General features: G+C 63.3%; 9 protein-coding genes and 1 pseudogene. 8 read left to right on the forward strand and 2 right to left on the reverse strand.

Annotated elements, in window-relative coordinates; translation table 11 throughout:
• Positions 1 to 296 precede the first annotated feature (296 nt).
• Positions 297 to 1,298: an ArdC family protein gene (locus tag RPF88_RS25970; protein ID WP_063169241.1), complete on the forward strand. Its 1,002-nt coding sequence runs from the start codon at positions 297 to 299 to the stop codon at positions 1,296 to 1,298.
• A gap of 157 nt (positions 1,299 to 1,455) precedes the next feature.
• On the opposite strand, the gene groL is transcribed toward RPF88_RS25970, so the two are convergent.
• Positions 1,456 to 3,111 carry a chaperonin GroEL gene (gene groL, locus RPF88_RS25975; protein WP_063169240.1) on the reverse strand — a complete coding sequence of 552 codons (1,656 nt, stop codon included), beginning with the start codon at positions 3,109 to 3,111 and terminating at the stop codon, positions 1,456 to 1,458.
• A 65-nt stretch (positions 3,112 to 3,176) separates the two neighbouring features.
• Positions 3,177 to 3,470: pseudogene (groES, locus tag RPF88_RS25980) on the reverse strand (co-chaperone GroES); the annotation flags it as partial.
• Positions 3,471 to 4,890: 1,420 nt separating this feature from the next.
• Between groES and RPF88_RS25985 the strand changes: the two are divergent.
• The 7 genes from RPF88_RS25985 to RPF88_RS26015 all read left to right on the forward strand — a co-directional run bounded on the left by RPF88_RS25985 (position 4,891) and on the right by RPF88_RS26015 (position 12,858).
• Complete coding sequence (locus tag RPF88_RS25985) at positions 4,891 to 5,214, forward strand: DUF736 domain-containing protein (protein ID WP_024505644.1); 324 nt, start codon at positions 4,891 to 4,893, stop codon at positions 5,212 to 5,214.
• A gap of 181 nt (positions 5,215 to 5,395) precedes the next feature.
• Positions 5,396 to 5,665: a helix-turn-helix transcriptional regulator gene (locus RPF88_RS25990; RefSeq protein ID WP_024505645.1), complete on the forward strand. Its 270-nt coding sequence runs from the start codon at positions 5,396 to 5,398 to the stop codon at positions 5,663 to 5,665.
• 92 nt (positions 5,666 to 5,757) lie between these two features.
• Positions 5,758 to 6,210, forward strand: a complete 453-nt coding sequence (locus RPF88_RS25995; protein WP_244514236.1) for a S26 family signal peptidase — start codon at positions 5,758 to 5,760, stop codon at positions 6,208 to 6,210.
• A complete protein-coding gene (locus RPF88_RS26000; protein WP_024505647.1) occupies positions 6,198 to 6,881 on the forward strand; it encodes a lytic transglycosylase domain-containing protein in 684 nt (227 codons plus the stop codon). The genes RPF88_RS25995 and RPF88_RS26000 overlap by 13 nt, the downstream gene beginning before the upstream one ends.
• Before the next feature lie 178 nt (positions 6,882 to 7,059).
• Positions 7,060 to 9,030: a relaxase/mobilization nuclease RlxS gene (gene rlxS, locus RPF88_RS26005; protein ID WP_063169238.1), complete on the forward strand. Its 1,971-nt coding sequence runs from the start codon at positions 7,060 to 7,062 to the stop codon at positions 9,028 to 9,030.
• Positions 9,031 to 9,385: 355 nt separating this feature from the next.
• Positions 9,386 to 10,372, forward strand: a complete 987-nt coding sequence (locus RPF88_RS26010) for an AAA family ATPase (protein WP_024505649.1) — start codon at positions 9,386 to 9,388, stop codon at positions 10,370 to 10,372.
• Positions 10,373 to 10,389: 17 nt separating this feature from the next.
• Entirely contained in the window at positions 10,390 to 12,858 is a 2,469-nt protein-coding gene (locus tag RPF88_RS26015; RefSeq protein WP_063169237.1) for a S8 family peptidase, read from the forward strand.
• Positions 12,859 to 12,922: the final 64 nt, after the last annotated feature.

Below are 12,922 nucleotides of genomic sequence, written 5' to 3' on the forward strand. Positions count from 1 at the left end.
CGGTCTTGGCCCTGCGGCATCGCCCCCTGGCGCGGGGCAGCCTTCGGCTGCTGACGGTCGCCGGCCTGTCGGCCGGCGTCTTTCTATTGTGGCCTTCCCCCTGGCGCAGGGTGGGCAGCACTCCCTTCTAGGCCCGCCGCGGCGTCCCGCAACCCTTCGCTTGTCGCTTTCGGGTCCTCCACTCCGTTCCGGTCCTGCTGATGCAGTCCGCCTCCGACGGCGGGCCTTTCCGGTCGCTTTTGCCGCCCACCCCGCTTCCGGGGAGGGCGCGCGATTGTAGAGCGGAGGACATCACGATGCGTGCAAACAACAAACGTTGCGGCAGCCGACAGGCTGGCGCAGACAGCGGCGGGCGCACCGGCGCCAGCCTTTATCAGGAAATCACCGACCGCATCATTGCCGAACTGGAGCGCGGCACCGTGCCATGGGTCAAGCCGTGGGGCAGGGCAAGGACAGGCCTCGGCCTGCCGCGGAATGCGGCCACCCAGCGCCGATATTCCGGCATCAATATCCTGATCCTGTGGGGCGCGGTCATCGAGCGCGGTTTCCCCAGCCAGAACTGGCTCACCTTCCGGCAGGCGCTTTCGCTTGGCGGCAATGTCAGGAAGGGCGAGCACGGCACCACCATCGTTCACGCTGACCGCTTTGTTCCCAAGAACGAAAAGCAACGCGCCGACACCGATGGCGACGAACCGCAGGCGGTGCCCTTCCTGAAGCGCTTCACCGTCTTCAATGTCGCGCAGTGCGATAATCTGCCCGAACATCTTTACGCCGCCGGCGAGCCTCTGCCTGAGCGCGAGATGGTCCCGCAGGCCGAGGCGCTCATTCATGCAACCGGCGCTGATTTTCGCGTCGGCGGCGAGCGCGCCTTCTACATGCCCGGCAGCGACACCATACAGGTGCCGCCGCAGCCGGCTTTCTTCCACCAGATCGACTATTACCGGACCTGCTTTCACGAGCTTGGCCACTGGACCGGCCACCCGAGGCGACTCGCGCGCGACCTGTCCGGCTCCTTCGGGTCCAACACCTATGCGCGCGAGGAACTGGTCGCCGAAATCGCATCAGCCTTCATCTGCAGCAGTCTCGGCATCGAGCCGACCGTGCGCCATGCCGACTACATCGGCTCATGGCTGACGGTTTTGCGCGAGGACAACCGCGCCATCTTCCGCGCCGCAAGCCATGCCTCGAAAGCCGCCGATTTCCTGCTTGGCCGCAATGTCGATGTCGAAGGCGAGGCACATGCCGAAACCGCCTATGGGAGCGCGCAATCCTCACACGCGACCGCCTTGCGCCTCTGATGACGCAAAGCCGCGCGCAACCAACTCGACAGTTCTTTTGAGGTTGCCCTAACGCCGATGGCCGGCGTTGGCGTCGATCGTTCATCGGACCGAGGTTCGCAAAAAAAGAGGGCGGCATTGATGCCGCCCTCTCGTTGCGAAAGCTGCCAGAGCTGGATTAGAAATCCATGCCGCCCATGCCGCCCATGCCGCCGCCGCCCATGCCGCCAGGCATGCCGCCGCCAGCCGACTCCTTCTTCGGAGCCTCCGCGATCATGGCTTCGGTGGTGACCAGCAGGCCGGCGACCGAGGCCGCGTCCTGAAGAGCCGTACGGACAACCTTGACCGGATCGACGATACCCATGGCGATCATGTCGCCATACTCGCCGGTCTGGGCGTTGTAGCCGAAGGTCGCGCCCTTGTTCTCAAGGATCTTGCCGGCAACGATCGATGCTTCCGCACCGGCGTTGGCCGCGATCTGGCGGGCCGGAGCCTGCAGCGCACGACGCACGATGTTGATGCCGGCGGCCTGGTCGGCATTGACGCCGGTGGCCTTGATGTTGGCCGAAGCGCGCAGCAGCGCGACGCCACCACCAGCAACGATGCCTTCTTCGACGGCCGCGCGGGTCGCGTTGAGGGCGTCATCGACGCGGTCCTTCTTTTCCTTGACTTCGACTTCCGTCGCACCGCCGACGCGGATCACCGCAACGCCGCCGGCGAGCTTCGCCAGACGTTCCTGCAGCTTCTCCTTGTCGTAGTCCGAAGTGGTCTTTTCGATCTGCTGCTTGATCTGGGCAACGCGGCCCTGGATCTCGGCCTTCTTGCCGGCGCCGTCGACGATGGTGGTGTTCTCCTTGGAGATCGACACCTTCTTGGCGCGGCCGAGCATGTTGAGGCCGACGTTCTCGAGCTTGATGCCGAGGTCTTCCGAGATGACCTGGCCACCGGTGAGGATGGCGATGTCTTCCAGCATGGCCTTGCGGCGATCACCGAAGCCCGGCGCCTTGACGGCGGCGATCTTCAGGCCGCCACGCAGCTTGTTGACGACCAGCGTGGCCAGAGCCTCGCCTTCGACGTCTTCCGAGATGATGAGCAGCGGCTTCGAGGTCTGCACGACGGCTTCGAGAACCGGCAGCATGGCCTGGAGGTTGGACAGCTTCTTCTCGTGCAGGAGGATGTAGACGTCCTCGAGTTCGGCAACCATCTTGTCGGCGTTGGTGACGAAGTAGGGCGAGAGGTAGCCGCGGTCGAACTGCATGCCTTCGACGACTTCGAGTTCGGTCTCGGCGGTCTTGGCTTCCTCAACCGTGATGACGCCTTCGTTGCCGACCTTCTGCATCGCTTCGGCGATCATCTTGCCGACCGAAGCATCGCCGTTGCCGGCGATGGTGCCGACCTGGGCAACCTCTTCGGAGGTCTTGATCTTCTTGGCGTTCTTGATCAGGGTCGCAACGACGTCGGTTACCGCGAGGTCGATGCCGCGCTTCAGGTCCATCGGGTTCATGCCGGCGGCAACGGCCTTGTGGCCTTCCTGGACGATCGACTGCGCCAGAACGGTCGCGGTCGTGGTGCCGTCGCCAGCGATGTCGTTGGTCTTCGAAGCAACTTCGCGGACCATCTGCGCGCCCATGTTTTCGAACTTGTCCTCAAGCTCGATTTCCTTGGCGACGGTGACGCCGTCCTTGGTGATGCGCGGGGCGCCGAACGACTTGTCGATGACCACGTTGCGGCCCTTGGGGCCGAGCGTGACCTTCACCGCGTCAGCGAGGATGTTGACACCGCGCAGCATGCGCTCGCGGGCATCGCGGGAGAATTTTACGTCTTTGGCAGCCATTTTTAGCTCCTGGCAGGGGCTTCAATCGAGCCCGGGAATTCAGTTGACGAAAGGGCCTGATATGAGCCGATGATGCCCATGATGTCGGATTCCTTCATGATCAGAAGGTCTTCGCCATTGAGCTTGACTTCCGTGCCCGACCACTTGCTGAACAGGATGCGGTCGCCGGCCTTGACGTCCAGCGGGACCAGCTTGCCAGCTTCGTCACGAGCGCCGAAGCCGACAGCGATGATCTCGCCTTCCTGCGGCTTTTCCTTTGCCGTGTCGGGGATGATGATCCCGCCAGCGGTCTTGGATTCGGATTCGACCCGGCGAACGACCACGCGGTCATGCAGCGGGCGGAACTTCGACTTTGCCATTTTCGGATTTTTCCCTGGTGCGCTGTTGAGGGGTTTTTGTTAGCACTCGCGATGGACGAGTGCTAACGCGATAGTGAGGTAGGCTGTAAGCGGGCACTCGTCAAGACGGACGAGGGCAGGCGAGGAGCTCTGGCCCCCTCCCCGGTGGAACCCAACGCATACGCGGCATCCGCGTTGATGGCTGCGAGCCCCACATTTCCATTGAATTCGGCGTCATGACGCCAACTTGCTCGCGCCGCTTCCAAGTCGTCAGTCGTGCTGCCGTCAGCACGAACATAGGGCTGCGCTTCACTTCCCGTCGAAGCCGCGGCAAGCAGCGTCGCCGTCAGCACGCTCCTTTGCAGATGCTTGCCAAAGGTGGACAGTGAGCGCACCTGCGCCGGGCTGTTGGTGCGAACGTAAGACGTCATTGACAACTCCTTTTTGCAAGTCGAGCCCCTTCTCCACCTTCGGCCGCCGTCGACGCGAAGAAGTCCGCATCGCGTTGAAGACGAGCTGCGAAAAAGAGAAAGATGTGTTTGATGGCTGCGGCCCCAACGGTGCCTTCAGATTTGAGATCACTTCCGCCGCGAGCGGCTGAAGCTCCTCGCAACGTCAAATCGAATCTGCTGCCAAGCCTCCAGGAAAGGAGAGCATTGCTCATCTCGCGCTTGTGCATGCAGTCAACCTTCGATCCGTGTTGCCACATCAAGAGCAAATGCCGTGCCAAAGCTCACTGGGAAGTGAACGCATGGCTCTCCCTGAAAACCTCACAAATCCAGCATGGTCAATTGTGCGGAACCCGACATGCGTCTTCTGCCACTGTCAGCTTTCGGACAGGCATGACGCGTTTCGCGCCGACCACCGGTCGATCGGTTTTGGGGCCGGTCTGTTCGCCTCATAAGAGCGCGTTACATTGCGTAGCGGTTTCCCGAGCGCCGCCACATGACACTGGACCTGCAGGTAGCACCGGCTTCTCATCCAGCCTTACTTTGGCCCCCTCGCGTATCAAATTCCCGCTGGCGAGCCCTGCTTTCATAGATCGCACCATGCCGGATGTCTGCTCTGGCGCCCGACCCGCTGGCACGATCTCGATCCGGCATAAGGGCGCAGCATCTTTGCAGGCCGTTTCATCCCGGCGTCCTGCTTGGCTGACAGACCGCACTTGGCGAGCGGTCTCCATGCTCTCTCCAAGGACCATCCCTGCGGCTGGCTTGTCGACCTATGGGCGGGTCCGGCCGCCCGAAACCCTCGCGCCATCAGCTTTTTTCCCCGCCGCCTGCGGCGGCTTCCTCGCGCCGCTTCGCTCACAAAAAAGCTGCCCGCTCGGGTCCTTCACTGTCGCTGCGGCCCTGTCGGATTCAGGCGGTCCTGACGCGCCCATTACGGTGCGCCATCGCAGGGGATGGTCCCCGGCGAAACCACAAAAGGAGACTTCGAAATGACCGCGATCGGTTACGTCAACAAGCAGGAAAACGGCGCCTACAAGGGCCAGTTCAAGACGCTCAGCGTCCGCGCCGACATCGATATCGTCCCCAACCAGGCCAAGAGCGCCGATAACCATCCCGACTTCCGGGTGCTTACGCAAGGGGTCGAAGTCGGCGCTGGCTGGATCCGCACCGGCGAGACTTCCGGCAAGGATTATGTGAGCCTGTCGATTGCAGCGCCGGAGTTCGGACCGCGCAAGCTCTACGCCAATCTCGGCCGAGCCGCCGGCCAGGACGATCACGACACCTACGCCATCATCTGGAACCCGGCCGACTGACCGGCCGAGATAAGAGCCTCGCGCCGCAGCCCCGGCGCGGGGCTCATTCCCAGGAGTTCCACCCAAACCCCGTCCGCCCTAAAGGGCGGCGAAAACTCTCCCCCGACTCTTCGCCCGTCCCCGAGACGATCTCCCTCGCCCATCCTCGCCCTCGCTTGTCCGAAGCGAAACGAGGATCATCATGGACGACGAAAACGAACGCGCGGCCCGCGCGAAAAAGGGCAGCCCGTTTCTCAGCACAGCCCAAGCCGCCTTCTATATCGGGCTCTCCCAGCGCACGCTCGAAAAGATGCGGCTCAAGGGCGGCGGCCCGAAATTCCGCAAGCACGGCCGCTATGTCCGCTATCACATCGACGAACTCGACCATTGGTCGAAAGGACACCCGCAGCACTCCATCGCCGGCGATGGCAAGGCCGGTTCCGGCCAGGGCGGCACGGGAGGCCGTTCATGAGGCGGCGCCCTTCCATCCATCTGATCGGCAGCCGCCTGAGGCGTGTTCGAGCCCGTAAGACGGTCGCCTTGGCCGCGGCCGGTCTCGGTCTTTTGGGCTTCACGGCGCTGGGAAAGCCCGCCCCTTGGCTGGTCTGGAACGCCTCGGCCAGCGCGCCGATCGGCCTTTACCGCATCGCTGCGGGAGCGCTGGCGCGTGGCGATCTCGTGCTCGTGCGCCCGCCTGAATACGCGGCGTATCTCGCCGCCGAGCGCAGCTATCTGCCTCGCAATGTGCCGCTGGCAAAACGTCTTGCAGCGCTGCCGGACGATAATGTCTGCGCCTTCAATGACGCCATCATCATCGGCGGCGACATCGTCGCGCGCCGGCTCAAAATCGACGCCGAAGGCCGACCTTTGCCATGGTGGAACGGCTGCCGAGCGCTCGGGGATAACGAGGTTTTCCTGCTCGGCAGCGACAAAAACCGCTCCTTCGACAGCCGCTATTTCGGGCCTGTTCCCACTCAAAATGTCATCGGGAGGCTCGTACCACTATGGACCGAGTGACCCTCCTCTTGTTGGGCATGATCGCCATTGCGCCATGCGCCTGTTCCGCCTCGACCGGCGCTGAGCCGGTCGCCATCTCCCAAAGTCCGCAGCTGCGAAAGTGGCAGACGTTGGTATCGGAAGCAAGCCGGCGCTTCCATATTCCCCAAGCCTGGATCTATGCCGTCATGGCTGCCGAAAGCGGCGGCAAGACAATGCGCGGCGGCCGCCCCATCACCTCCCCCGCTGGCGCCATGGGCCTCATGCAGGTGATGCCCGGCACCTATGAAGAGATGCGGGTCGAACACGGCCTTGGGCCTAACCCCCACGATCCGCGCGACAATATCCTGGCCGGCACGGCCTATCTCAGTGCCATGTATGACCGCTTCGGATTTCCTGGCCTGTTTGGCGCCTACAATGCCGGTCCCGAGCGCTACGACGAGCATTTGAAGCGTGGCAAACCGCTGCCAGAAGAGACCGTCGAGTACCTCGACCAACTCAAGGCGGCCGGAGTTTCGGCGGCCGACATCGAGGCGTTCGAAAGCCAATCTGTCGCTCCAAAGGCGCAAATCGCTCCTCTCGGACGGTCGCTGTTCTTCATTCATGACGGTGTTCACTCAGGCGTGCGAAACGGCGATCTCTTCGTGCCGCTCGGCAAGGACGGCGCGCAGCCGAAGGAGCCGGTGCGTTAGCCATGGCGGACGGGGGCGCGTCTGGCGGGGCTGGGCGCGGAAGGCAAGATAAAGGTACCGCCTCCAGGAGGCGGTTAAATCTTTGTCTGCACATCGTTTTTCCGGGAGGCTGCCGCCGGTGCCAAGAGGGTTTGACGTGTAAGTGTCTGATTTTGCTTGATATGTCTGGGAGGCTCGCATTAAGGATGACGAGTTCAGGCCGAAGCTCGGCAAAATCGGGTCGCGCGGCTCGAAGGCCGGCAAACGCTATGCCGGCCAGGTTCGTGCGGCGATCAACCGGGCTGGCGGCCGGCCGCAACGCGGTGGTCGCTTCACAGGAAGCCGGACAGGGCGCGGCGGGGCGGCCGCCGCACTGCTGAAATCGCGCGACCGGTATGCCGCCTTCCGCCAGCGCCGGGTGATCGTCAAGGCGCGGGTCGTCAAGCTCGCCGGCAAGGGCGCGGACGGGGCGCGTGCCCATCTACGCTATCTTCAGCGCGACGGGGTCACCCGCGAAGGTGAACCTGGCGAGCTCTACGGCGCCGACAGCGGCCGCGTCGACGGCAAGGCGTTCATCGATCGCGCGGACGGCGACCGCCATCAGTTCCGCTTCATCGTCGCTGCCGAAGACGGCATCGAGTACGACGACCTCAAGGCGCTGACGCGGCGGCTCATGGCGCAGATGCAGGAAGACCTCGGCACGAAGCTCGACTGGGTCGCGGTCGATCATTTCAACACCGGCCACCCGCACAGCCACATCATCGTCCGTGGCAGGGACGACCGTGGCGAGAACCTGGTCATCGCGCGCGAATATATCTCATCTGGCATCCGCGAGCGGGCGGCCGAGCTGGTCAGCCTCGATCTCGGTCCGCGAACCGACCGCGAGATTGAGCTTCGCCTGCGCCGGGAAATGGAGCAGGAACGCTTCACCAGCATCGACCGTCGGCTGCTCAGCATGCGTGATGATGACGGCCTGGTCTCGCCGGGCGGTCCCGACGCCATTCGCCAGACGCTGCACCAGGGACGGCTGCGCAAGCTCGAGCGGATGGGTCTGGCCGCGGAGGTCGGCGCTGGCTCCTGGCGCCTCGACGATGAGCTCGAAGCCACGCTGCGCCGCACCGGCGAACGCGGCGACATCATCAAGACCATGCACCGCGAACTGACCGGCAAGGGGCTTGCCCGCAGGGCCGCCGACTGGGTGATCCACGATCGATCCGGCGAGCCCGTCCAGTCTCTCGTCGGTCGCGTTGTCGCGCGTGGACTGGCCGACGAGATCAATGACCGCCATTACATGATCGTCGACGCCGTCGACGGTAAGAGCCATTGGATCAACATCGGTAGAGGCGAGGCGATGGAAACGATGCCTAATGGCTGCATCGTGCGTGTCGCGCCAAGGAACACCGAGCCGAGGCAGGTCGATCGTACCATCGCCGAAATCGCCGCCGCGCATGGCGGCCGTTACGACGTCGATATGCACCTGAAGCATGACCCATCCGCCACCGAGAGCTTTGCGCGAACGCATGTGCGGCGGCTGGAGGCGATCCGCCGCGCGACCGGCGGCGTTGAGCGAGAGCCGAACGGCACCTGGCTCATCGCGCCGGACCATCTCGATCGCGTCGCGAATTATGAGGGCCAGCGGGCCAGGGCCGAGCCTGTCGTTGCCGACAAGCTCTCCTCAATGGCGCTGGAGCGACAGGTCAGCTTCAACGGCGCCACCTGGCTCGACCGGGAGCTGGTTGCCGATAGACCCGAGCCTTTGCACGGATCCGGCTTCGGCCGCGACGTGAGAGAGGCGCAAGCTCGCCGGCGGCAGTGGCTGATCGCGCAAGGCCTCGCGCATAAAGAACAGGATGGGATCGTCTATCGAGCCAACATGCTTTCGATCCTGCGCCAGCGAGAACTGAACCGTGTTGCTGGCCAACTGTCGGAGGAACTTGGCCTGCCCTATGCCGAAGCGCGATTCGGAGGACGAGTAGAGGGTACGCTCCGCCGCTCCGTCGAGCTTGCCAGCGGAAAATATGCCGTCGTTGAAAAGTCGCGCGAGTTCACGCTGGTGCCATGGCGGCCGGTGCTTGAGCGCCATGTGGGCAAGGAGGTCTCCGGTGTCGTGAGTGGGGAGGGGATTTCATGGACCGTCGGCCGGCAAAGGAGCGGACCTGGTGTTTCGTGAGATGGTGTACAGCTTTTTAGCCAGCGGCGCGGGCAGCCATGCGAGCCCGCGTAGACCTTATGGCCGCACGCCCGCAATCGGTCGCATGGACCTGCCAGGCGGGGCGGCTTTGGAGCGTTCGGACCCGACACGCTGCGTGAGTGGCCAGACTTCGAGCGCTCGAAGATGCGGACTGTTGTCTGCTGGCCGGCGTTATTCCGGCTGGCCTATGACCGCGGCGCAACAGTTCACCGCTGAAGTTGCCACGGGCGAACATCGACAAGAGAAAAAACACCATTGCGCGTTACAAATCGCCGTTGAAAGCGTTTAGGTTGCATGCGCTTCGCCAAGTAAACGGATACCCCAGAAGAGAGCCATGACCACGGCCCGCCATATCGTGACGCTGCTTAAAAGCCACATTGCCGGCGACGAGGATCGTTTCCTCTCTATCGCGATGCAGCTTGCTGCGCATGAGGCACGTCAAGGCCATGGCAAGCTTGCTCAGGAGCTCAAGGATCTGGTCGACGCAGCCAAGAGCAGGGACGCCCGGATTGCCAAGAGCAGTCGGCCGGTTCCCCTTTTTCAGCCAAAGGGCGAACTCGCAGGCCTCCTGCATGTGCGCTATCCGGACCTGCGACTGACGGACATGATTTTGCCGGACAGTCTGCGCTCGCGCCTGCACCGCGTGCTGGGAGAGCAGCGCCAACAAGCAAGCTTGCGCGAGCACGGGCTTGTTCCCCGTCGCAAACTGCTTCTGGTCGGCCCGCCAGGATCAGGCAAGACGATGACCGCATCGGCATTGGCCGGGGAGCTTCATCTGCCCCTTTTCATGATCGTCCTCGATGGTTTGATCACCAAGTTCATGGGAGAGACTGCCGGAAAGCTGCGGCTTGTTTTTGATGCAATGCAGGCGACGCGGGGCGTCTACTTCTTTGACGAATTCGATGCCATCGGCGCGCGTCGAGGCGAACGCCAGGATGTTGGCGAGATTCGGCGCGTGCTGAATTCGTTTCTGCAGTTTCTCGAGCAAGACGACAGCCACAGCCTGATTATTGCGGCAACAAATCATCCCGAGCTGCTCGACAGAGCTTTGTTCCGCCGTTTCGACGATGTCATCGAATACGCCGTGCCCGATCGGCCGATTATCGAGGCGCTGCTTCGGGCTCGACTCGACCGCTTCGACACCAGAGGGCTTGCCTGGAACGAGGCGATCTCTCAGGCAGAGAGACTGTCGCAGGCCGAGATCACCCGCGCGGCCGACGACGCTGCAAAAACCATCATATTGCGGGGGGGGAAGCGGATCACCTCGGAAGCGCTCATCGACGCTCTGAAGGAACGCCGGCAGGCTTCGCTGTCTGAGTAGCGACAGCACAGATCATAATGGCAGACGATTTTCCGCGCGACCGCGCCCATATCCACCTTCGCAACAACGGCATTCGGGAAGCCTATCGGCGGCCCAACCAACTTATACATGCACCGCCGCTGCCGGCGCGTGATCGGGCGTCGCATGCTGCGGCCTTGACGCAATCCATCGAACAAGCGGTCGAAAGTGCACGCCAGCAGATTGCGGCGCGTGACCCCCAGCTGTCGGTCGGCACGCCTGGCTTTTACCTCGAGATCGATCTGCCCATGTCCGGACGGGCGGCCCTCGACCAGTTGGCCGATCGTCGCCAGCACATGGAGCTGGTCGCCGTCCATGAGCCAACTCAACCCGGTGCTCCCATCACAGCGTCGGTGTTCCTGCCGCAAAGCGCGCAAGCCTATTATTTGCGGAAAGTCGAGGCGTATCGAGACGTTGACACTGACCGCGGCAGACCGCGCAACGAGCCGCTCGTCTCCCGCATGGAGACAGTCAGGCTGGCGACTGCACGATCGTTGTTTACCGACCACGACGACCTCTTCCCCCAGGCCGCTGACGAGCAGGTGTGGTGGGAAGTCTGGCTGCGCGACGGTCGCCGCGAGAACTTCGAGCACATTGCCGAAGCCCTGAACATCACTTTGCGCACGCATGCGGTCAGGTTTCCGGAGCGGGTGGTCATGCTGGCACTCGCCAGCACGGCAATGCTCGACCGCATGATTGCGCACAGCGATGTCGTCGCCGAGCTGCGGCGCGCGAAGGATACGCCGTCCTTCTTCATGGGCCTTGGCGGCGCGGAGCAAAGGGACTGGAGCGACGAGCTTCTCGGGCGCGTCAGACCGCCTCAATCCGATATTGCGGTCTGCATTCTCGACAGCGGCGTACGTCGCACCCACCCGTTGATCGAACCCGCACTTGCCGTTGAAGACTGGCACACCGTCAAACCGGCATGGGGCAGCGACGACACACCTGCGTGGAGCGGCCACGGGACGCGAATGGCAGGTGTCGGCCTGTACGGTGATCTGGTCCCGCTCCTGGTCGGAGGCGATCCAGTTCCATTGCCCTTTCGGCTGGAGAGTGTCCGTATCCTTCCGCCAGAAGACGAGGCAAACGATCCAGAACTCTATGGCTCGATCACCGCGGAAGCGATCGCCCGCGCCGAGGTGCAGGCGCCGGAGCGCCGCCGCGCGATCGCAATGGCTGTGACAAGCGCCAGTCCGGCGCGTGGAAGGCCCACATCGTGGTCTGCCGCTATCGACCAACTCTGTTTCGAAGAGGAGCAGCGACGCTTGATCGTTCTCTCTGCCGGCAACATCGGCGATGACCTCATGCCGGCCGAGCATTTGACGCGCAACGATCTGGAAGCAGTCGATGATCCTTCTCAGGCCTGGAATGCGCTGACGGTCGGCGCTTTCACAGAAAAGGTCGATATCATTGACACCGACTTTGCGGGCTACGCTCCGATCGCGCCGGTCGGCGAGCTCTCGCCGCGCAGTCGCACTTCGGTCGTTTGGGACAGGCAGTGGCCGGTGAAGCCCGAGGTCGTCTTCGAAGGCGGCAATCTCGCCCATGACGGTGTGTTGCCTGGCGAGCCGATCGACGATCTGCAGATATTGACCACTTTCTATCGACCCGAACTGCGCCACTTCACCACCCTCGGAGATACGAGCGCGGCAACGGCCCATGCCGCACGGATGGCGGGACTAATTCTATCAGCGCGCCCCGAGCTGTGGCCTGAAACGGTTCGCGCCCTGATCGTCCACTCGGCCGAATGGACTCCGGCGATGCGCGCACGCATCGATGCGTGCAACGGAGCGAAGGGCGAGATCCAGGCGCTCGTGCGGCGCTATGGTTACGGCGTGCCAGATCTTGGGCGCGCGCTTCTGTCAACGGTGAACGACCTCACGCTTATCGTTGAAGATGAGCTTCAGCCTTTCCAGCGCGAGGGCGGCGCGGCTGCCAAAACGCGTGACATGAAGCTGCATCGCCTGCCTTGGCCGAAGGAGCAGCTCGCGGCGCTCGGCGCTGCCCAGGTCGAGCTCCGCGTCACGCTGTCCTATTTCATCGAACCCAACCCCGGTGAACGCGGATGGACCCGCCGGCATCGTTACGCGTCCCATGGTCTTCGGTTCAGAGTAAAGTCAGCGACCGAGACAGTCGACGAATTCCGAGCCCGCATCAATCAGGCCGCTCGGGACGAGGAGGAAGGGGCGCCTGCTGGAGGCGGAGAAGAGTGGCTGCTCGGCACCTTCCGCGATCGCGGCTCGTTGCACGCCGATTTCTGGTCGGGCAGCGCCGCCGATCTCGCCGAGCGTGATGCGATCGGCGTGTTCCCGGTCGGGGGCTGGTGGAAGGAGAAGCCTTACCTGGAACGCGTCGACGCTCTGGCTCGGTACGCCCTGATTGTGACGATGCGGGCGCCTGGGGTCGATGTTGACATCTTCACACCCGTCGAAGCAGCCCTGACTGTCGAGACGTCGGTCGAGACCTGATGCAGCACTGTCCAAATCGGCCAACAACGGAGGTTTGACCAGCCTCTGGTGCCATGGCGGCTGG

Source organism: Mesorhizobium sp. ISC11 (assembly GCF_037162595.1).
GTDB lineage: Bacteria > Pseudomonadota > Alphaproteobacteria > Rhizobiales > Rhizobiaceae > Mesorhizobium > Mesorhizobium ciceri.